Origin of the sequence: Prescottella defluvii (genome assembly GCF_000738775.1) — a bacterium.
Lineage (GTDB): Bacteria > Actinomycetota > Actinomycetes > Mycobacteriales > Mycobacteriaceae > Prescottella > Prescottella defluvii.
In genome coordinates, this window is the sequence record NZ_JPOC01000053.1 from 1 (window position 1) to 21,104 (window position 21,104).

Genomic DNA, 21,104 nt, shown 5'->3' on the forward strand with positions numbered 1-21,104 from the left:
GTTCCAGCCTAACCGAATCCGCACCCGGGCGCAAACCCGGAACTTCACTCGGCCACCCGAAGACGCTCAACCACCCTACAGGAAGTCTCACACTCGGATTTTCAGGCGCTCTCCGTACAACCTCGTTTTCCCTCACCTGAGCTGTGAAGCTCGGCGGCGGGTCGGTGTCCGTGTCGCTCTGACTTGGAATAAGTTACGCGAACCCTTCGCCTAACGCCAAATCGCCTGTTCAGAGCCCTCGAACGGCCGGACGGCCCTGCGAATCGCGCGACGATCGGCTACGACTACGCGCTACGGCACCCAGTACTTGGCGGCCAGCTCCTCGACGAGAGGGTCGTCCTCCGCAACTTCGTCGAGTGCAGCCAGGTCACCATCGATCGCGACGAGTCGCGGATCGTCGCCTTCGAACTCCTCGACCGGATGCCCGCCGTTCTCCGCCAACTGCCGCAACAGCTTCTCTCGGACGCGGACCTTCAGTGATTCGCTCACCTTCCGAGCATGGCCGTTCTCGACCACCCTTGTCGAGCGGTTCGGACGGGTCAGTCGTCGTCGTTCCGACGAAACGCCTGCCTTGCCACTGGGATCAGCATCACGAGTGCGCCGATCATCAGGATCAACCAGAAGATCTCCATCAGCACTGCCCCGCCCTTCCATAGGAGTGTGGGCTCTCCCTGTCCACCATTGTCCGCTGAACAAGGAACCGAACCAACGCCTCGGTGCCCGCGTCGTCCACGGCCGGCACGGGCATCTCCACTCCCTACCGCCCGGAGCCCGGATGCCGGGGACGCGCTCTCCGACGAAAAAAGGGCCCCTCACCTGGTAAACCAGGTGAGGGGCCCTTTCGGAGCTGCCTGAGAGAATCGAACTCTCGACCTTTTCATTACGAGTGAAATGCTCTACCGACTGAGCTAAGGCAGCGTGCCTCTCGGCGCGTGCGAGTCTAGCGCGTACCCCTGCCCCAAAAGCAAATCGGGGCATCTAGGCAAACTCCGCACCCAACCGCGCGACGAGCGCGGCGACCGCGAACTTGGGCTTGACGTTCATGTCCAGGGCCTCCCGACAATCGAGGATTGCCTCGATACAGCGCAGCAGTCCCTCCCGAGAGGTCCGCGATGCGAGGTCCGCGGCCTGCTCGGACATGTCCGGATGGTTCGACGTCGCGCCCGATCCGAACGAGTAGGCCAGTGCGTCGCGGTACAGACCCACGAGATCCATCAGCGCGCGGTCGAGCGAATCACGGCCGGTTCGCGTGGCCCGCGACTTCTGCCGCTTCTCGAGATCCTTGAGTACGCCGACCGAACCGCGCAACGCCCCGGCCGCACCCTTGCCGGTGCCGCCGGCGCCCAGCGCCGTCCGAAGTTCCTCGGTCTCCCGCTCGTCCCGTTCGGCCGTCAATTCCTTGGCCTCGAGCTCGGCTGCCTGGATCAGTTCCTCGGCCGCGGCATACGCCGTGCCCGGTCGCAGCGCAGCCGTCGCCAGCGAGAGGGCCCGCTTGCGTCGGGCCCGGGCATCCTCGTCGCTCGCGAGGCGTCGGGCACGCCCGACGTGGCCACCACAGATGGAGGCGGCCCACTCCGCGGTCTCGGGGTCGAGTTGATCCCGTTCGCGCAGAACCTGGGCGATCGCGTCGACCGTCGGCGTGACCAGCGGAACATGCCGGCACCGCGAGCGGAGGGTGACCGAGATGTCCTGAGGGTCGACCGACGGCGCACACAGCAGGAACACAGTGCGGTCCGGCGGTTCCTCGACAACCTTGAGGAGCGCGTTGGCGGCGCCCTCGGTGAGCCGATCGGCGTCTTCGATCACGACGACCTGCCACCGTCCGGTACTGGGCCGGCGCGACGCCGTCTGCACGATGCCGCGCATCTCCTTGACGCTGATGCTCAGGCCTTCGGGCACCACCCGCCGGACATCACCGTGGGTGCCGGCCATCGTCGTCGTGCAGGCATGGCACTCCCCGCAGCCGGGTACGCCGTCGGACGTGCACTCCAGCGCCGCCGCGAAGCAGAGGGCCGCGACCGAACGGCCGGAGCCGGGTGGACCGGTGAACAGCCACGAGTGCGTCATCCGAGACCCGGCGTCGCCTCCGCGAGCAGCGGTGGCGGCAGCCGTCAGCTCGGTCTCGACATGCTCCTGGCCGACCAGTCGATCGAATACACCCGCCACGCGACGAGCCTAACGATCCGTGCCGACGCGCCGGATCACGGCTTCTCGGCCGTGGTCTTCTTCGCCGCAGCCTTCTTCGCGGGTGCCTTCTTGGCCGCAGTCTTCTTCGCGGCGGCCTTCTTGGCCGGCGCCTTCTTCGCGGCGGCCTTCTTCTTCACCGGACCGCGGGCGCGTCGGTCGGCGAGCAGCTCGGACGCGCGCTCGTCGGTGATCGACTCGACCTCGTCGCCCTTACGGAGGCTCGCGTTGGTCTCGCCGTCGGTGACGTACGGACCGAAGCGGCCGTCCTTGATCACCATCGGCTTGCCGGTCGCGGAGTCGTTGCCGAGCTCGCGCAACGGAGCCGCCGCGGACGCCTGGCGACCGCGCCGCTTGGGCTCGGCATAGATCTTGAGGGCATCCTCGAGCGTCACCGTGAACATCTGCTCCTCGTTCTCCAGAGAACGAGAATCGGTGCCCTTCTTCAGGTACGGCCCGTACCGGCCGTTCTGCGCGGTGATCTCTTCCTTCGACTCGGGATCGACGCCGACGACACGCGGCAGCGACAGCAGGCGCAGCGCGTCCTCGAGCGTGACGGTCTCCAGATCCATCGACTTGAGCAGCGAGCCGGTGCGCGGCTTGGGGCCGGCAGCCTTCTTCGCGGCCTTCTTCGCCGGCGCCTTCTTGGCGGCCTTCGTCTTGGTGGTGCCGTCGGCGGCCGTCTCGACCGGGACGATGTCCGGCTCCGGCTCCGGCGCGGGCTCCGGCAGGATCTCCGTCACGTACGGACCGAACCGGCCCTCCTTCGCGACGATCTCGTGCCCGGTGAGCGGATCGACGCCCAGCTTGCGCCCCTCCTGCGGAGTGGCGAACAGCTTCTCCGCGTACTCGGGCGTGAGCTCGTCCGGCGGCAGGTCGTCGGGCAGATTGGCGCGCTGGGACACGAGCGCGTCCGGAGCGGCCCCTTCCGAGGTATCTGCAACCATCCGCTCGAGGTACGGGCCGAATCGTCCGACCCGCACGTGGACCTCGCGGCCCTCGGCGTCGTCGAACAGTCGGATCGAGTTGATCTCGCGAGCGTCGATGTCCTCGAGATTCTCGCCGACCATCTTCTTCAGGCCACCGGCGGCCGCGATCGAATCGTCGCTCGCCTCCGTGTCACCGAAATAGAAGTGCGAGAGCCAGTTGCCGCGCTGCTCGCGACCACCGGCGATCTCGTCGAGATCGTCCTCCATAGCCGCGGTGAAGTCGAAGTCCACGAGCCGACCGAAATGCGCCTCGAGCAGGCCGATCACCGCGAACGCGACCCACGCCGGAACGAGCGCGCTACCGCGCTTGTAGACGTAACCGCGGTCCAGGATGGTCTTGATGATCGACGAGTACGTCGACGGGCGGCCGATACCGAGATCCTCGAGCGCCTTGATCAGGCTGGCCTCGGTGTAGCGGGCCGGCGGATTGGTGGAGTGACCGTCCGGATCGAGCTTGGTGGCGGTCACGCCCTGCCCCTGCGTGAGCACCGGCAGACGCGACTCGGCGTCGTCGGACTGGCCGCCGGCTTCCTCGTCGACGCTCTCGACATACGCCTTGAGGAAGCCGGGGAACGTGATGGTGCGACCCGACGACGAGAACGTGCACTCCTCGCCGGTACCGGCGGTGCCGGTGATGCGCAGCGTCAGGGTGGTGCCGCGGGCGTCGGCCATCTGCGATGCGACAGTGCGCTGCCAGATGAGCTCGTACAGCCGGTACTCGTCGGTCTCGAGGCGCGAATGCAGCTGACCGGGAGTCTGGAAGACGTCGCCGGCCGGACGGATCGCCTCGTGTGCCTCCTGCGCGTTCTTCACCTTGCGGGTGTACTGGCGCGGGGTGGCATGCACGTACTCGGCGCCGTACAACTCGGTGGCCTGGGCGCGAGCCGCGGAAATGGCCGACTGCGACAGCGTCGTCGAGTCGGTTCGCATGTAGGTGATGTAGCCGTTCTCGTACAGACGCTGCGCGACACGCATGGTCCGCTCCGACGAGAAGCGCAGCTTGCGGGCTGCCTCCTGCTGCAGCGTCGACGTCATGAACGGCGCGTACGGCTTACGCGTGTACGGCTTGTCCTCGGCCGACGAGACGACCAGGTCGACGCCTTCGAGCGCCTCGGCCAGTCGACGGGCGTACGCCTCGTCGATCACCGTCACACCCGTGGACTTCAGCTTGCCGTCGGGCCCGAAATCGCGGCCGGCAGCGACACGAGAGCCGTCCACCGACACCAGACGCGCACCGAAGTTGCGCGGGCTGGCCTCGGCTCCGGCGTCGAGCGTCGCCGAGATGTCCCAGTACGACGCCGAACGGAAGGCCATCCGCTCCCGTTCGCGCTGCACGATGACACGCGTCGCGACGGACTGGACGCGGCCCGCCGAGAGCCGCGGCATGACCTTCTTCCACAGCACCGGGCTGACCTCGTAGCCGTACAACCGGTCCAGGATGCGGCGAGTCTCCTGCGCATCGACCAGATCGTTGTCGAGATCGCGGGTGTCCTCGGCGGCCGCGCGGATCGCGGGCTCGGTGATCTCGTGGAACACCATCCGGCGGACCGGGATCTTCGGCTTGAGAGTCTCGAGCAGATGCCAGGCGATGGCCTCGCCCTCGCGGTCGGGGTCGGTCGCGAGGTAGAGCTCGTCGGCGTCCTTGAGCAGGCTCTTGAGCTCGGTGACCTTCGACTTCTTCTCCGGGCTGACCACATACAGCGGCTCGAAGTCGTGGTCGACGTTCACACCGAGCCGGGCCCACGGCTCGCCCTTGTATTTGGCGGGTACGTCGGCGGCACCACGCGGCAGGTCGCGGATATGCCCGACCGAGGCCTCCACGACGTAATTCTTGCCGAGGTAGGGCGCGATCTTCTTGGCCTTCGTCGGTGACTCGACGATGACGAGGCGGCGCGTGGCGGACGCTCCGTCCGCCGTGCTCTTCTCCCGTGATGCCACCAGTCTGTCCGCACCTTTCATGCTCGATCAGTGCCGCTGTGCACCTGATGCGAATCTCGTCTCCGCCCCCGTTATACCGGGTCCGGTCAGTTACAGGGTGTCACACCAGGAAGATGAACGCGCATATCCGTCCCGCTCCGTTCGCTCAAATGTGCGGCCAGTTGCGCCGGGCATCGACATCGTCGGGCGGCCGACCGATGTTCTCCGCGAGATGCATAAGCCGTCGCCGGCCCGAAATGCGCAATCCCGGGGACGTCCCCCGGATTCCGATGATCGTCGGCGCTACCCCGGCACGCATCAGCGATTGGGCGAGTACCACGTGCGTATCGGGGGCATGGGGGTCGAGGCCGAGCACGTACCGCTGGCCGTCCGCCTCGACGCGGCCCGAGGCCAAGACCCACGCCCGTTGCTCACGGGACCCCGGGATCCAGCCGTCCGGCACCGCCTTCACAGCTCCGCGGGTCCACTGCACCGCCAGATCCGCCAACTGGGGAACCGGGGCCGTGCGCACCAGGGGGCGCCCCTCCTCGGACAAACCGATCTCGGCGTCCAGGCCGGCATCCCGGATCAACTCGGCGATCGCCTCGGCCCGCCACCTGCTGTCGACCACCACGGATACCCGGGCACCCTCCTTCGAGGTGACGACCTGTCCCTGCGCCGCGAGCAGCCCGCCGAGATCGGTGACCGCGGGCGGCACCGACTCGGCGGAGAAGAAGGACAGCTGAGCCACAAGGTGGACAGTAGGCCAAGATCCGGCACCGTTCGCCCGGATCGCGCATCCCACACCGGAAGAAAAATCGGCCCACAACGAACTCGTCCCCCACCACCGTTTCCGGTGGCAGGGGACGAGTCAGGCAGCGGTCAGTAGGACCGGCCTTGAATCAATCGTTCAGTTGGTGAACGGATCAGATAGCGCGAACGCCGGTGGCCTGCGGGCCCTTGGTGCCCTGGCCGACCTCGAACTCGACGCGCTGGTTCTCCTCGAGGGTGCGGAAGCCGCTGCCCTGGATCTCCGAGTAGTGGACGAAGACGTCAGCGGAGCCGTCCTCGGGAGCGATGAAGCCGAAGCCCTTTTCCGCGTTGAACCACTTCACAGTGCCCTGTGCCATGCTTTTCCTTCTCTTTCTTACACCGGATTCGATGGACAGCACTTCCGGTCCATCGGGCCGGTTCCGACCGCTGTACTTTCTCGATTCCCCCTCAGGAACGCATAAGCACCGCGCTCGCAACATCGATCCTGCGAGCGTTTAAACGAACACAGAAGCTGCGACCAGGTCACAGTCAACCACGTCGGACGCGCCCGCAACAGTCGAAAGACGAACAAATACTGCAAATGGTTGATCTTGCACCAGGTGCCACTCGAACTACCGTGGGGTACACCCCTGCCGGACACCCGTCCCCGAACGCAGATAGGATCAAAACCGCAGGTCCAGCCAGCGGAAGCAGCCCAGGACGCGACCCGACGACAATTCCGGAAGAGGTCCCGTGAACCCCTCGCCCCACTCCCACGACACGGGAGAAAACGGCGACAACTCGTTCGGGCGGACCCTTCTCGATCGTCTACTGGCCGGTACACCGGCGGGTGAACAACCCTTGACGTTCACCGCAGAACTTCCGCCGCGGGTTTCCCGATTCGTCGAATGGCCGGAGTGGTCCGCAGACGCCGCAGTGCGCGCGTTGCGGGCGGCCGGGATTCCGCGACCGTGGAGTCATCAGGCCGAGGCGGCATCGATCGCGGCGGCCGGAGAACACGTCGTCGTCGCGACCGGTACCGCGTCCGGTAAATCGTTCGCATATCAACTACCGGTACTCACCGCGCTCGCCGAAGATTCCCGCGGCACCGCGTTGTACCTCTCCCCGACCAAGGCACTCGGCGCCGATCAGTTGCGCGCCGCGATCGCGCTCACCGAGTCCGAGCCCGAACTCGGGTCGATCCACCCCAGCGGCTTCGACGGCGACACTCCGACCGAGATCCGGCAGTGGGCGCGGGCGAACTCCCGATGGATCTTCACGAACCCGGACATGTTGCACATCGGGATCCTGCGATCGCACCAACGCTGGTCTCACCTGTTCCGCAACCTGCGCTACGTCGTGGTCGACGAGTGCCACTCCTATCGAGGCGTGTTCGGTTCCAACGTCGCACTGGTACTGCGGCGGTTGCGTCGCATCGCGGCCCGGTACGGCGCGAACCCCGTATTCGTCCTCGCGAGCGCGACCACCGCCGATCCCGGCGCGGCCGCGTCCCGACTGATCGGTGCCCCCTGCGCCGAAGTCACCGAGGACGGCTCACCACACGGGCCCCGCACCATCGCGCTGTGGGAGCCGCCGCTGCTCCCGTCCGTCACCGGGGAGAACGGCGCACCGGTGCGACGGGCCGCGGGATCGGAAGCGTCCCGCATCATGGCCGACCTGCTCGTCGAAGGCGCCCGAACCCTGACCTTCGTCCGGTCCCGCCGCGGCGCGGAACTCACCGCGATGGGCACCCGACGCGCCCTGGCCGAGGTCGACCCGGACCTGGCCGGGCGGGTGGCGGCCTATCGCGCCGGATACCTGGCCGAGGACCGTCGCGACCTCGAGGCCGCGCTCGCCGACGGTCGACTGCTCGGTGTCGCGACGACGAACGCCCTCGAACTCGGGGTCGACATCGCCGGCCTCGACGCCGTCGTGGTCGCGGGCTTCCCCGGCACCGTCGCCTCGTTCTGGCAGCAGGCCGGCCGCTCCGGCAGGCGGGGCGAGGGATCGCTCGTGGTCCTGGTGGCGCGCGACGACCCACTCGACACCTATCTGGTGCACCACCCGGCGGCACTGCTGGATCGTCCGGTCGAGGCCACCGTGACCGACCCGACCAATCCGTACGTCCTCGGCCCGCAGTTGCTGTGCGCGGCGCTGGAACTACCCCTGTCCGACGCCGAGGTCGCCGACTTCGGTGCGACGGAGGTGCTGACCGAGTTGGCCGCGCAAGGCCTGATCCGGCGTCGGGCGCACGGCTGGTTCGTCACCGCCGGCTCCGATCCGCACAGCAACGTCGACATCCGCGGCGGCATCGGCGGCCAGGTCGCGATCGTCGACGGCGAATCCGGACGCATGCTGGGGACTGTCGACTCCGGCCGCGCCCCGGCGACCGCCCACCCGGGGGCCGTCCACATCCACCAGGGTGAATCCTTCGTCGTCGACCACCTCGATCTCGACGACGGGATCGCCTTGGTGCATGCCGAGGACCCGGACTGGACCACCTCGGCCCGGGAGATCACCGACATCGCGATCGGCGACGTCGCCGAACACAAGCGGTACGGCGGGGTGGGCGTCGCACTGGTGCAGGTCGAGGTGACGCATCAGGTGGTCGGCTACCTGCGCCGGCTGTCGTCCGGCGAGGTGCTGGACTCGGTGGAACTCGACATGCCGGCGCAGACCCTGCAGACCCGGGCCGTGATGTACACGATCACCCCGGAACTGTTGGAGGAGGCGGGCATCGGCGCCGACCGCGTCCCCGGCGCGCTGCACGCCGCCGAGCACGCCGCGATCGGGCTCCTTCCTCTGGTCGCGACGTGCGACCGGGGCGACATCGGCGGCGTCTCGACGGCACTGCACCCGGACACCGGCCTGCCGACGGTGTTTGTGTACGACGGACACCCCGGCGGGGCCGGGTTCGCCGACCGCGGCCACGCCGAAGTGGTCCGCTGGCTGAGCGCCACCCGGGACGCGATCGAGTCCTGCGAGTGCGCCACCGGATGCCCCTCGTGTGTGCACTCCCCCAAGTGCGGCAACGGCAATCAGCCTCTCGACAAGGACGGCGCGATCCGGGTTCTCACCGCGGTGCTGACGGCGGTGGACCCGGACCGCACGGCGACCTGAACCGCTCACTCGGCCGGCCCGGCCCGTGCGACGGCGCGTGCGGGGCCGGCAACGAACGACACGGACCCCACTCGCACCTGCGCCTCGACCACCACGTCCCAGCCGCTGACCGCGCACCGCGCCACCGTGGCGCCCATCCGATCCGCGATGGACGTGGCTGCGATGCAGGAGGATTCGTCACCACCGGACAGCGCGGACGCCGCCGCGAGTGCCGCCAGATCCGCGACGGCCTGCGCCCGATGCCGGGCAGCGACCGCCCCGCCGACGTGCACGAGTCCGGCGGTGACCACGACGAGTGCCGTCAGCGCGAAGCACGCGAACACCGTCGCACCCCCGGATTCGTCCTCCCGCAGACCCGTCACCCGTCCGCCGTCCTCGGCTCACGGACCGCGACCGCCTCGGCCGACAACTCCACCAGCGGCAGCAACGCGGCGCGGGCCCGCACCGTCGCCACGACGAACTCCCCGTCGTCGTCGAGGGTGATGTCCGCACCGGACGGTGCGACCCGCCGCGCCACGGTGACCGCGTTGGCACGGTCGTCGCGGGCGGCCAATCTCGCCGCTTCCCGCGCCGCGTCGATGCACTGCACCTGCGCCGACACCGCGACGATCGCCCCGATGCAGAGGACCACCACGGTCACGATGGACGCGATCGCGATCGCCGCCTCCACCGTGACCGCACCGTCCTCCCGCCGCAGGACGGACCGTGCCGTCACACCGACGTGGCCAACGCCTTGTCGATGATGCCGGTGAGCGCCGAGACGATCGAGTCCCCGGTCACGACGAAGGTAGAAGTTGGACTGTCACAAATGACACGGCCCTAGCGAGCGCGCCAACGCTCAGCCAGGACCTCAGCCCACTAGCGGAATCGAGCCGCCCGTGAACCGTTCCAGCAGTGTATCCGCGCAACCGATCATGTGGGTAGCACCCACGGCCACCCTTGAGGTGGTGGCAGTGCGCACCGTGACCGAACGCGTCAATACCGTTGAGACAGGCGTGAAGTTGCACCTTGAGCGCCACGCTGACGCAACGCGCCGGTTCGTTGTCTCCCTATCGGCCGCAAATCCGCTTGGCTCGCCTGAGCTTGCCGCCGAGAGACTGCCTGAACTCATTTGCGCACTGTCTGACCTCTACCTCACCTACCGCGCGAGCACATAGCGGCCCGTTGGGTCGCACAGGTGCCTCACGGCACCTGTGCGGCCTTGCGGGTCGGTCCGTGCTGTCGGCCATTTCGGTACGCCAGGCGCACCCTTCCCCATCGCTCAATCCCCTGTGCCCGTGGGCCTTCCAACGGGTAGACCGCCTCACCAGCGGTGCCGTCGCCCGTCAGAGGGGCCACAGCAACCATTCCGATTACACAGTGACACCCGTTGAAGGCAGGCCCGGACGGGGACAGCGTGGTAGCTGTAGCGCGCTGTGTGAGCATCCCGGCCCTGACGCCATACGAGTGATTCCCGTAGGCGTGTGCATACCAACCGACCGCAGCGACCGACCGACCGGCGAGAAGGCGCATCCGTACCTATGCGGTACGGGGTACGCCCTGCCCTCTCCCCACTCCCTCCCTCCCGGCGAATTCCCCCCGCAGAGTTCGCCAGGACACCCGTTGCGCCCTTCTGGGTCGAAATGCTGGACGAATCTGGCGGACTACTTCATACTCCGAGAATGAGCGAAACGACTCTTCCAGCTCTCCAAGCGGCGAGCGTGGATGCAGGAATTGAATACGACGGCCGACTGCATCTCTACAACAGACTCGCGGATGAGATCGAGTTCTCAATCAAAGAGAAGCTCAGCAACACCGAGATCAAGATCCACTCCCTCACCTGCCGAGTGAAGGAGCGGAAGAGCTTCCTAGATAAGATTCTCCGAAAAGGTTACACAAGACCAATGGAGCAAACTCCCGACCTTGTGGGCGGGCGAGTGGTCTGCCTATTTGTCAAAGATCTACCCAAGATTCAAGAGATAATCGAACAGAGTTTCGACGTCAAGGTTGTTGAGAACAAAATTGAACAGCTTCCTTCGGAAAGCTTCGGATATATGTCAGTCCACTACGAATGCCTGCTTAACGACGCCCACCGAGGCCCCCGCTACGATGAATTGAAGGGGATACGATTCGAGATACAATGCCGAACCCTCCTCATGGACGCATGGGCGAATGTTTCCCACCACCTCGCATACAAGGGAGAAGCTAGCATCCCGCCCGAACTTAAGAAAGACTTCCACGCTCTCAGCGCCTTGTTCTACATTGCCGACCAGCAGTTCCAGCAGATCAACGACGCATCGGCTATATCCGAGATGAGTGCTGCCGCGACGATCGCGCTCAGCGCCAACGTTGACGTCGGAATCAATCGAGCTACGCTCAAGGCCCTTCTTTCCGAGCTATTCCATGAACGCGAACAGGACTCGGATGAAACCTTCTCGGAACTTGTAGAACAGCTTTCAGCGAGAGAGATCATTGGGATCGGCAAGCTGCGCAATCTCCTCCAGGAAAACAAGCGTCGCGCGGAGCAAGATGAGGTCGATGACATGCCCTACAGCACCCTAGATTCCGAAGTCCTATCCCCGTACACGCAAGTCGGGTTCGCACGTAGCTGCCTCACCATGGCGTTCCCTGATGAGCCATTTTTCGTCCATATTGAGGACGATGACGATGTCTTTTAGAACTCAATCAACCACGGTGAATCGAACCTAAAAGGAACCGCCTCCCCATGCAGTCTCACGGAAGGCGGTTTCTCAATTCAGATTAGCTGATCGCCGTGTCAATTTTCACGACGCCGGACGGGCGCAGGACCGAAACACCGAACCGGCCCTCGACAAGGAGACGCTGAGCGTTCTGCTTGAAGTCGTCGCCAGCAGTGCCCCACTCGACCACCAGTCCGTGGGTGTCGGTATCTACCTTCACCGCGTCCAGGTCCAGCAGAACCGCCATCTTGATCGGCAACGCAGTGGACACAGTGACCGGCACACCGTGCAGCTTGCGCGCGGCGCGGTCAACGGCAGTGTGCGCCAGGTCGAACGAACCGCTGGTGTTGCGGGCCAGTTCGAGGGCTTCCCAGTCGGTCGGGCTGAGGACGAACACGCCCGGCTTGCGGCCCTGCGTTTCCAGCGAGGTAATCGCCTTGCGTGTGGTTGTCACGAGGTCCGTAGCGAACGCCTGCACCAGGACGCCCGACGTGGCGAGAACGCCCGTCATGTTGTTGCCTGTGCCGTCGCCATTGAGAACCTGAGCCTCTACCGCCTGCCGCAGCCCGTCCAGCATCTCAGCGTTCAGGAAGTCGCCCAACGCCGCGTTGTCGAGCAAGGTGTAGCGGTTCACGCCCTCGGACAGGTGAGCGACAACGGACAGCTCGCCGTTGACGTTCTCAACCGTGAACTTCGATTCCGGCTTGTTGCCGGCCTTCCAGACGCCAGCGTTGTTCTCACGCACGGTCTGCCGCAGGTACTGGTAGACCGGCGTGGTGTGCTGAGCGACCGCGAGCACGTCCAGGAACGACGTAGGCACCTTGTCCAGCTCAATCGGGGACTGAGACACCAGCGGCGTGCCGGTGACGGCTTCACCGGCAGTGGTAAGCGACTTCACGCCCCCTGCCTGCCCGAGCATCTGCCCCGCCAACTTGCTCGCAGCGTCCTTGGCCGACTTTCCACTCAACCCGAGAAAACGGCACTTGTTCACGCTCATACCTGACTTCTCCCCCTCGTTCACGACCGGCTCAACGCCCTTGCCCAGCTTCTCGACAGCGGCAACCAGCGCCTGTGAGTCGAGAGACGCCTTGATCTGCACGTTGCATTCCTCGACCTTGCCCAGCAGGTCGGACACCTCAAGGGCTTCCTCGTCGGTCAGTTCGACACCCGCGGCCTTGGCCCCGTCAACGATGCCCTGCATCTTGGCGACAGCCGCCGCCTTCTGTTCCTTGACGTTCATGACACCCTCGTTCTTCTTGGTGGTGACGCCCTGGTCACCCTTCACAGCTACAACCGACGTGGCACGGTTCGCGCCGATCGGGACAACGGAAACCTCGTGCAGATCAAGCTTTTTCAGGCTGACGTAGTTGCCCAGCTCTTCACTCTTGACCGGCTGGGAATCAAGCACGTCATAGGCGAAACTCAGGTTGTCCACCCGCTTGCCCTTGAGCATCCGGTGCACCTGCGCACCCTTGGGCGACTCAAGGTCGAGCTGACACAGCACCTTGAGGCCGTGCCCGTCCTCTTCCGCCTTGACGACGTGCCCGATATTGAAATCCGGGTCAGCCATGTTGTGCCCGAACAGCAGCGGAATAGGCGCACCCTTCGCAGCCCACGCATTGAGCGTTTCTGTGAAAGCGCCAGGTTCCACAACGTCCCCGTAGGAATCGACGTTGCCGAACACGCTGGCGTAGGCCACAAACTGCCCCTCGGCCAGTCCGTCGCCCGGCCCCGCCTTGAGCAGCGCCCCGCCGTGGTCCTTATGCGGCATCGACTGCCACCTCTTCCCCATCGTCTACACCGGCACCTGAGTGGTTGCCGGCCATGTTCAACGGCATTGCGAGCACGTCCCCGCCCTCGACCGCAGGCAGGTTCAACTTGGCCCGCGCCTCGTTCGGCGTCATGTACGGAACGCCCGTGGCTGCACTGAGTACAGCGGCCTGTTCCTCGAACGAACCTTGCAGCTTCTCGCCAAGGTTGAACTCGACATAGACGCCCGCAGCGTCAGCGAAGCGCGGCACCAGGAACTCGTTCAGCCTGGCCTCGATCATCGCCAGAATCGGCCCCAGAGTGTCGCCGTACAACATGCGCCGGAACTCACGAACATTCGCGTAGTTCGCGTTATCGAGCAGGCCCAACATGGTTGGGTTCACGTGGTAGACAGCGGCAACCGTTGTCAGCGCCAGCTTGGACGCCTCAACGTATTCCTCTTCCTTGGCTGAGAAGCCAACCCGCTTGAGTTCCATTCCGTCCTCAAGCACAGGCGTACCGCCCGCACTCGAACCACGCACGCCAGACCAGACGCTAGACCACATGCGCTTGAACCGAGAACGAGCGTCATTCGACCACTGAGGCGCATCCTTGGGGCGGGTTAGGTAAGTACCCACGCGCCCGCCACGTTCCCACAGCTGTTGCCGGAAACCCTGAGCATGTATCTGTTCCGCCAGGACCGCATTGAGCGCCTTGACCGGGCTTGATCCGATACGCGCGTCGGCAGGGTTCCAGCCGTGGAACACAAGCATGTTCTCGGCGCGCACCGCGACCGGCTCCGCGTCCTCGCTCAGCCTGACCAGATACGTGCCGACCTCGAACGCGGTTGACTCCTCAGTACCGACAACCCACCCGTTCGGCAGCGTCCGCAGCGAGAACCCGCCACCGTCTGCGGTTCGGTCCTCAACCATCACGTAAGCCACATCGAACAACGCCAGGTCAGCAACCACGCCGAACAAGAACTCGTAGCCCGTCTGAGACGCGTTCGGGCGATTGACCAGCGACGCCAACGGGTGATCCCGCAGCCGCTCACGTGAACCGTCAGCATCCCGCGTGAACGCATGTATCCCCAGCTGCGCGACATTCCGCGCCAGGAACGTAACCACCGTGCGCAAGTACGGCTGTTCCGCCCACAGCTGTTCCGGGCTGCGATACACCGCCTCGGTGCCCTCACCGACCATGACGCCCGCGTCATCGTCCAGGCTCACCGACCGCTTGGCCCCCTTGGACGTGAACAGCTTCACGCGTCCCCCTCAACTGCCTCAGCCACCGCCGCAACGACCGCAGCAAGACGCGCCCGTGACGCCGCCTGGTCAGCAAGCATCTGGTCACGTGCCGCAATACCGTCCCGGTACAGCCCGATTCGTTCCTCAATCGCGTCAGCCGCCCGTTCACGCCCTACGTCACCGACGTACGAATGGGCCAGCTCGAACGCAAGCGCAAAGAACAACGACTCAAGTCCGCCGTACTCCTCGAACGCCTCACGCAATACCCCGTCATAGCGGCCCGTGTCGCCGTCCAGGTACGCAACCGCCAGTTCGCTTGCCCTGATCTGCGACTCAAGGCCAACTAGCACCTTGTCCGTCATGCCGTCCCCTCTCCGATCCCCTGCACAGCCCGGCGCTGCCGAATCCCCGACAACGCCCCCGCAGTCACCACCTCGTCACCCACCGCCAAGTCCTTACGGCCCTGAGGCGTCAAACCAAGCGCGTTCAACAGCCGCAGGAACCCCGGCGACGGCTCACCGCCTTGCTTGTCGATCTGAGACGCCCACGACTTCGCCAACGCAACCGCTGCACCGTCAGACGGACGCAGATGGTCAGCCGCTTCTATCGCGGCACCGACTGCCGCCCTCAATTCGCCCATTCGGGCACCTCGTTTCAAGAAAAAAGTTCGGGGGGAGCGGATCACTCCCCGCCCGAAGGGGGCCAAGGATTGCACATTGCAGTGATTCCGACCGCCCCACCTACTCGTATTGCTGTCTCATTCGCTCTCTGAGCAACTTTCAGGGCTTGCCTGAGGGATTGCCTTAGGCTTACCGTCTTCAAGCAAATAGCGGTCGCTACCGCCGTAGCGTTGCCGCTTAGGTCTGATCCCCGGTTTGATTGGTGGATTCGTCCAGTCCACGCTTCCTCATTCCTGCCAGAGTCGCCCGCCCGCATTGCCCGATCTGGGCACGGCTTGAGGCTTTGGCTTTTCGCGCGCGAGCCAGCTTTCAAATGCCTTATCCCAGTCCTTGCGCACCCAACCGTTCTCAATGACGTAACTCTTGAAGTACGCGGCGACGGCTTCGAGGTCTAGGCATTTCTTCTGTGCTTGTTCTCGATGCTTGGCGTTGGGCTGCCAGTCGTCAGGAAGTGGTTCGGGCTTCTCGGTCCTCGCCACAGCTGTTGATGTTGTTGCAGGATCTGTTGGGGTGACACTGGTGACACCGGGCTTTGACACTGGTGACACCGGGCTAGCTGGGGCGGGTGTCATGGATGACACCGGGCTACCCGCACCGGGTGACACTGGTGACACCGGGATTTCGTGCCCTTCTGGATAGGTCAGGCGGTACTCACTGGCTATGCCGGCCTTGCCCGACTTCGCCCCTGACGCCACTTGCCCCAGCCACCCACGGGCCACGTTCTCGGCCAGGTTCCGCAACGCCTGACGCTTACTCAGGCCCGTACTAGCAACGATTCTTTCAATGCCGGGATGGGCACCGTTGCCGTTGGCGTCCGTGTAATCCCAAACCACATAGGCGACCGATCTAACCGAACTGGGTACGTCCGACGCACCGTAGGCTTTATGCCATTCAAACTTGATGCTCAGCTTTCTTCGCCACCTTCTGACCACCCAGCCCACGCGCTTTTTCCTCATGCACGTCAATGGCGTCATTGAGCGTGTCGCGCAATTGGTATGCCTCAGATTCCGTCAGTTAAACCGGTGTTCCGTTGAATTCCTTATCGCGTAGCCGGAAACTTCTTCCGTCAGTGCGCTTGTTGAGGAATGCACAGAATCGTTCGTCGTTCACGCTATGTCTCAATTCTACGAAATGGCTTGCTCACGACAATTCACGCATGTCAGCGCCCTTTGAAGCCGGGGCACGCGCGTTCTTCGTACCTGCGCACCATCTCGACCTCGCAGGCTGCCAGTGACTCGCGGTCGTACAGCCAGCCCTTAGACGTTCTGTGCGCCTTGACCTCGCCCGCGTACCGCCAACGCCTCAGGGTGCTTGCGCCGCGCTGTACGTACCGCAACGCCTGATCCTCGTTGAGCCATCGAGGGCGTCTCAGGTCAGGCGGCAACAGGTAGTCGGGTTGGTCCTGCCACCTCACGCAGCAGCGACCAGCAACGCAGAGATACGGTCCCTCTGTTCCGGCGCGAGAGGCGGGGCCTGATCCACGATCTTCCGCACGAACTCGGCGATGCGAGACTCGGCAAGCTCACGCTGCCTGTCGATCAGGTCTGACTTGTTCCATCGCTTTGCCGCAGCAGCTCGTCCGACTGCACGACGAAGTTCCGGCGATTCTCCGGCCATGTTCAATCCTTAAGGTATGGAAATGAGGAAAGCCCCAACCCGACTAGCGGGTTGAGGCTTGGCGACTGCGTGATGCCGTGGCATTGACTACAAACAACGTTACTCACGCCCGTGCCACGGGCTAAGTGACTCAGGACACAGTTCCCGTAGGTAACTGCTTTATGCCGTGGCATTCACTAACAACAACGCTACTCAGGCCCGTGCCAGATCTAAGTGACTCAGGACTCACCGAGCGCGAGTGCGTCTGTTCCCTCTCCCTGTTCCCTTTCCCTGTTCCCTTTCCTACATGTCATTCGCTGCAAAGTGCGGCAAAATACATGCGCAATGTTCAGTCCGTGCAACAGCATCCACTCACACAGCGACCTCGGCAACCTTCCAATCGACCTGCACACGTTCGACCAGGAGACCGCCGCCGGGTGCTCGCTGACCACTGCCCACAGGCAGCACAGTAACCGTCATGAGATGGTCGATGACCTTGCCTTTTAGGTCTGGCGATAGGCCAGCCCAAACCTCACCAACCCGTTCGCCACTGAGGGCTAGATTCGCCACAGGCGAAGTCTCACGCGCCGCCGCAAGCTGAGCGTCAATGCGCCCCAGGCGTTGTTGCAACTCTGCACTCCCGCGCGACAACTGCGAGCCGTCGATAGTGCCAGCGGCGAACAGGCCCGCGAGTTCATCCTTGCGCGCCTGCAAGCCGTCACGCTCAACTTGCAGCGCTGCCAGGTCGGGGCCGTCGCCTGACTCAAGCACCACCTTTGCGTCTTCACGCGACAGCCGTTCGATCACCAACGCATCAACGAACTCGTCAAGCGCGTCCTTGCGCTGAGACAGGTGAGGGCTGGCCGAACACGAATACGCCTTGTAGGAGGTTTCCTTTGTCCGCCCCATCGTGAGGACACGCATGGTCGCGCTGCACTTGCCGCAACGGTAGACACCGCTCCCCTGGTGAGCGCGCTCGTAGGAAACGCTCGTCCGTCGAGTCGGGTCGGCAATCACAGCCCGCAGCGCGTGCAAGGTGTCTACGTCAAAGATTGCCGGCCAAAGCGCCGGGCCAACGATCTTGCCGCCTTGCTCAATCAGTCCCGCGTTCCGTGCCCGCGTGAGCACCTTCCGAACACTCGTTGCAGTCCATGTCTCGGTGCCCCGCGCTGTCTTGATTCCTGCGCCCATCCATGCCAACGCTATCGACCTCAGGGATACGCCACTGAGCAGCTGTGCCGCTGCCTCACGGATAGCGTCAGCCTCGTCGGGCACCAGGTCCATTCCGCCGTCTGTGTACCCGAACGGTCGGGGTCCACCACGGAACTTTCCGGCAAGGGCCTGTTGCTGCTTGGCGCTCCGCACCCGCTCGGCCGACCGCTCTACCTCGTACCGAGCGATGCCAGCGAACATGGTTGCGTTCAGTCGCCCCGTTGGCGTTGACAGGTCGATCTTGCCCGCCTTGACCGTCCGAATGGTGACCTCATGGTCCTCACACACCTGCACCAGTTCCGACAGGTCAGGAATAGACCGATACAGGCGGTCGGTGTGCCAGCTCAGCAATCCGCCAGTAGTTCCCGTGGCGAGTTCAGCCAGCATCGCCCGGTACTGAGGGCGCGGCTTCCGCCCGTACGCAGACGTGTCGTTGTCCACGAACACGCGCACCACGCCCCACCCAAGGTCTGCCGCGAGCTTCCTGCAATCGGCTTCCTGGCGTTCAACGCCCAGACCTTCACCAAGTCGGTCCTGCGAGATTCGGCAGTAGATAACAGCGTCCCCGGGTAAACAGTCTATCTTGACTTTCCGTCACGACGGTGTAGAGAATGGCGCCGAAGGCCGCGGCGGCGATGGTGCCGATGGCGTACTCGGTAGGAGTAGTTTACATACATGAGTACGCCGCACAATCCGACACGAGCACTGATTGTCGTTCGACTGTCGCGCGTCACCGACGCGACCACTTCACCCGAGCGCCAGCTGGATGCATGTCGCGCGCTGTGCGAAAAGCGCGGATACGAGGTTGTCGGCATCGCCAAGGACTTGGACGTATCCGCCGGCCTCACGACCCCGTTCCAGCGCCCGCAACTCGGGGGCTGGCTCGAGAATCGGTTTCATGAGTTCGACGTGATCGTCGTCTACCGGATGGATCGCATCGTTCGGCGGTTGCTCGACCTGGCCGATCTAATCCGATGGGGACAGACTCACTCGGTCTCGCTAGTGAGCGCCACCGAGTCGTTCCTGGACCTGACGTCACCGTTTGGGGACATCATCGCGTTGTTGGTGGCGAAGGTAGCCGAGCTGGAGCTGGAGGCGATCAGCTCTCGAATCGCATCCGCGTACACCCACAATCGGCAGCTCGGGAAATGGACCGGAGGTGCCCAGCTTCCCTGGGGGTACCTTCCTCGCCAGACCGACGATGGTTGGCGGTTGTTCCCCGATCCCGAAGCCGTCCAAGTGATCCACGAGGTTGCCGAGCGCGTCCTATCCGGTGAGCCGCTACGAGCAATCGCTCACGACTTGAACGAACGCAAGGTTCCGACGGCCAAGGACCGCATGAACGCTCACCTGGGCCGCGATCTGAAGGGCTATCAGTGGGCCTCGCAGGGGCTCAAGCGGTCGTTGACGCAGCCGACGATGCTTGGGTACGTGACGGTGCGTGAACCGAAGCGGAACGCGAACGGCGAGATCCTGCGGGATGCACGCGGACGAAAGATGTTCGAGGCCGAGGACGTTCTACGAGGCCCTGACGGCTCGCCTATCCAGCGGGCCGAGCCGATCCTGACCAAGCATGTGTTCGACCAGCTCGGCGTGGAGCTGGCAGGCCGCGAGAACCGGAAGGAGCCGACCAAGCGGTCGACAGCACTGCTTCTTCAAGTCATCTTCTGCGGAGTCTGTGGGCGGCCGTGTTACCGACTGAAGGGTGGCCAGGGCCGTCGGCCCCGCTATCGGTGCTCGTCAGCGCAATACAAGTCCACCTGCGGCAACGGCTCAGTCGTGATGGAGGAACTCGACAATCTAGTCGAATCGTCGGTTCTTGCACTCATGGGTGATTCCGGGCGGCTGCAACGGATTTGGGATGCGGGCGAGGACAACGCAGCCGAGCTAGCAGACCTGGACACCACCCTCGCCGACCTTGCCGGCCAGGTAGGGCGAGGACCATACAGAGCAGGTACGCCGCAGCGTGCGGCACTCGATGCGAACATCGAGGCGCTCGACAAGCGCCGAGAGGAGCTGGCTGCAGCAACCACCAGGCCCGCTGGCTGGACCTGGCAGCCGACCGGCGAAACGTTCCGCGACTGGTGGGAGTCTCTGGACCTCACCGAACAGAACGTCTATCTCCGCACGATGGGCGTCAAGGTCACGTTCGAGAAGCGCGAAGAGCTGCAGGTTCATCTGGAGCTGGGCGAGCTGCGGAAGATGGCCGAGGAGGTCAAGACTGCCGGAATAATCGAGACGATCACCGAGAGGTTCTCCACGATGGCCGAGCAGGGCATCCAGGGAATGGAGATCTTCCACGACAAGGCGGTTGTCGTCATGAAGACGGGCGAGCGGTTCGAGATCCCGCGAGGAGAGGCCGAGTAGTGACCGGGCACCGGGGTCGGTCAAAAGCAGGCAGGCCCCGGCACCCTCGGAACCGAGGACCGTTCCGCTGCGTCTGAGTCGGTATGGGCGACGAACGAGAAGACTTCATACTGTGGGAGTTGGAGATCCTGCGAGACCGCTGGAGGTCCCAGGAGGACCCAGAGAGTTGGATCCCGTAAAGGAGCCGCAAGTCCTGCGGCTCACAATTGTTGTGGACGCCCATTAATTGGGTGGAGCCGACCCTTGTGCAATCCCTATTTCCCCAGCCTTAATCCCTTCCGGCAATTCCGAATTGGCGGCCATCCGTTTATTGCATCCGGTAATTGCCCCTCGGGCCGGCACCCGAATTAGTCGGACCGCTATTACTCCACCCCGATTGGCCGGCTCTTGTCCCGCCGACCCGGCGGGAGTACCCTCGAATCAGTCCGCCGGATCGGGCGGACATGTGGTCGTGTCCTCAATCTGAGCGTCGCCATTGTGGCCCCCCAGGAGCCACGGAGAGCGACTAACCCACCATGGCATGGATGGTTGGGTGGGTACGCACCTTAAGGCCGTCAGCGTGGACGCTAGAGGCCCGCATCAAAGTGCATGCTGGTCAAGCATGGTTTTTGC

At 64.4% G+C, this 21,104-nt stretch carries 17 protein-coding genes, 1 tRNA gene and 1 pseudogene; 3 read left to right on the top strand and 16 right to left on the bottom strand.

Annotated features, from left to right (window positions below; all coding sequences use genetic code 11):
• Positions 1-291: 291 nt before the first annotated feature.
• The 6 genes from IJ15_RS0118650 to IJ15_RS0118685 all read right to left on the bottom strand — a co-directional run bounded on the left by IJ15_RS0118650 (position 292) and on the right by IJ15_RS0118685 (position 6,220).
• The gene (locus tag IJ15_RS0118650; RefSeq protein ID WP_031939866.1) at positions 292-489 is read right to left on the bottom strand and encodes a hypothetical protein; all 198 of its coding nucleotides are present in this window, start codon (positions 487-489) and stop codon (positions 292-294) included.
• Between the two features lie 356 nt (positions 490-845).
• Positions 846-918, bottom strand: a tRNA-Thr gene (locus tag IJ15_RS0118665).
• Between the two features lie 60 nt (positions 919-978).
• On the bottom strand, positions 979-2,166 hold the full coding sequence (locus tag IJ15_RS0118670) for a DNA polymerase III subunit delta' (RefSeq protein WP_031939867.1): 1,188 nt from the start codon (positions 2,164-2,166) through the stop codon (positions 979-981).
• A 35-nt stretch (positions 2,167-2,201) separates the two neighbouring features.
• Positions 2,202-5,111 (bottom strand): type I DNA topoisomerase, encoded by a 2,910-nt coding sequence (topA, locus tag IJ15_RS0118675; protein ID WP_031939868.1) that lies wholly within the window; start codon positions 5,109-5,111, stop codon positions 2,202-2,204.
• Between the two features lie 145 nt (positions 5,112-5,256).
• The gene (locus IJ15_RS0118680; protein ID WP_031939869.1) at positions 5,257-5,841 is read right to left on the bottom strand and encodes a hypothetical protein; all 585 of its coding nucleotides are present in this window, start codon (positions 5,839-5,841) and stop codon (positions 5,257-5,259) included.
• Between the two features lie 175 nt (positions 5,842-6,016).
• A complete protein-coding gene (locus IJ15_RS0118685; protein WP_005515803.1) occupies positions 6,017-6,220 on the bottom strand; it encodes a cold-shock protein in 204 nt (67 codons plus the stop codon).
• Between the two features lie 376 nt (positions 6,221-6,596).
• On the opposite strand from IJ15_RS0118685, the gene IJ15_RS0118690 reads away from it, so the two are divergent.
• Complete coding sequence (locus IJ15_RS0118690) at positions 6,597-8,963, top strand: DEAD/DEAH box helicase (protein WP_031939870.1); 2,367 nt, start codon at positions 6,597-6,599, stop codon at positions 8,961-8,963.
• Positions 8,964-8,968: 5 nt separating this feature from the next.
• Here the strand turns inward: IJ15_RS0118690 and IJ15_RS0118695 are convergent, their stop codons facing one another.
• Entirely contained in the window at positions 8,969-9,325 is a 357-nt protein-coding gene (locus IJ15_RS0118695; RefSeq protein WP_081880809.1) for an Rv3654c family TadE-like protein, read from the bottom strand.
• Entirely contained in the window at positions 9,322-9,678 is a 357-nt protein-coding gene (locus IJ15_RS0118700) for a TadE family type IV pilus minor pilin (RefSeq protein ID WP_031939872.1), read from the bottom strand. Before IJ15_RS0118700 ends, IJ15_RS0118695 begins: the two co-directional genes overlap by 4 nt.
• A gap of 946 nt (positions 9,679-10,624) precedes the next feature.
• Here IJ15_RS0118700 and IJ15_RS0118705 point away from each other — a divergent pair.
• Positions 10,625-11,620, top strand: a complete 996-nt coding sequence (locus IJ15_RS0118705) for a GTP pyrophosphokinase (protein ID WP_197059861.1) — start codon at positions 10,625-10,627, stop codon at positions 11,618-11,620.
• 82 nt (positions 11,621-11,702) lie between these two features.
• On the opposite strand, the gene IJ15_RS25305 is transcribed toward IJ15_RS0118705, so the two are convergent.
• From IJ15_RS25305 to IJ15_RS26745, 8 genes and pseudogenes are all read right to left on the bottom strand, one after another.
• Positions 11,703-13,412, bottom strand: coding sequence for an HK97 family phage prohead protease (locus IJ15_RS25305; RefSeq protein WP_051919186.1), 1,710 nt, complete (start codon positions 13,410-13,412; stop codon positions 11,703-11,705).
• Entirely contained in the window at positions 13,402-14,655 is a 1,254-nt protein-coding gene (locus IJ15_RS0118720) for a phage portal protein (protein ID WP_231569587.1), read from the bottom strand. The genes IJ15_RS25305 and IJ15_RS0118720 overlap by 11 nt, the downstream gene beginning before the upstream one ends.
• Positions 14,652-14,999 (bottom strand): hypothetical protein, encoded by a 348-nt coding sequence (locus IJ15_RS0118725; RefSeq protein WP_031939875.1) that lies wholly within the window; start codon positions 14,997-14,999, stop codon positions 14,652-14,654. The genes IJ15_RS0118720 and IJ15_RS0118725 overlap by 4 nt, the downstream gene beginning before the upstream one ends.
• Positions 14,996-15,277 (bottom strand): terminase small subunit, encoded by a 282-nt coding sequence (locus IJ15_RS27095; protein WP_031939876.1) that lies wholly within the window; start codon positions 15,275-15,277, stop codon positions 14,996-14,998. The genes IJ15_RS0118725 and IJ15_RS27095 overlap by 4 nt, the downstream gene beginning before the upstream one ends.
• A 267-nt stretch (positions 15,278-15,544) precedes the next feature.
• Positions 15,545-16,258 (bottom strand): hypothetical protein, encoded by a 714-nt coding sequence (locus IJ15_RS26135; protein WP_156112147.1) that lies wholly within the window; start codon positions 16,256-16,258, stop codon positions 15,545-15,547.
• A gap of 469 nt (positions 16,259-16,727) precedes the next feature.
• Positions 16,728-16,934 (bottom strand): hypothetical protein, encoded by a 207-nt coding sequence (locus IJ15_RS26140; RefSeq protein WP_156112148.1) that lies wholly within the window; start codon positions 16,932-16,934, stop codon positions 16,728-16,730.
• 351 nt (positions 16,935-17,285) lie between these two features.
• Positions 17,286-18,707, bottom strand: a complete 1,422-nt coding sequence (locus IJ15_RS0118740) for a recombinase family protein (RefSeq protein WP_031939878.1) — start codon at positions 18,705-18,707, stop codon at positions 17,286-17,288.
• Positions 18,646-18,780: pseudogene (locus IJ15_RS26745) on the bottom strand (DUF4244 domain-containing protein); the annotation flags it as partial. The pseudogene IJ15_RS26745 and the gene IJ15_RS0118740, both read right to left, overlap by 62 nt.
• A 20-nt stretch (positions 18,781-18,800) precedes the next feature.
• On the opposite strand from IJ15_RS26745, the gene IJ15_RS0118745 reads away from it, so the two are divergent.
• Positions 18,801-20,492, top strand: coding sequence for a recombinase family protein (locus IJ15_RS0118745; RefSeq protein ID WP_031939879.1), 1,692 nt, complete (start codon positions 18,801-18,803; stop codon positions 20,490-20,492).
• Positions 20,493-21,104: the final 612 nt, after the last annotated feature.

Bases quoted from the DNA above. Each gene is read 5' to 3' on its own strand.
- IJ15_RS0118685 (WP_005515803.1), bottom strand. From the start codon at position 6,220: ATGGCACAGGGCACTGTGAAGTGGTTCAACGCGGAAAAGGGCTTCGGC.
- IJ15_RS27095 (WP_031939876.1), bottom strand. From the start codon at position 15,277: ATGGGCGAATTGAGGGCGGCAGTCGGTGCCGCGATAGAAGCGGCTGAC.
- IJ15_RS0118705 (WP_197059861.1), top strand. From the start codon at position 10,625: ATGAGCGAAACGACTCTTCCAGCTCTCCAAGCGGCGAGCGTGGATGCA.
- IJ15_RS26140 (WP_156112148.1), bottom strand. From the start codon at position 16,934: ATGGCCGGAGAATCGCCGGAACTTCGTCGTGCAGTCGGACGAGCTGCT.
- IJ15_RS0118745 (WP_031939879.1), top strand. From the start codon at position 18,801: ATGAGTACGCCGCACAATCCGACACGAGCACTGATTGTCGTTCGACTG.
- IJ15_RS0118725 (WP_031939875.1), bottom strand. From the start codon at position 14,999: ATGACGGACAAGGTGCTAGTTGGCCTTGAGTCGCAGATCAGGGCAAGC.
- IJ15_RS25305 (WP_051919186.1), bottom strand. From the start codon at position 13,412: ATGCCGCATAAGGACCACGGCGGGGCGCTGCTCAAGGCGGGGCCGGGC.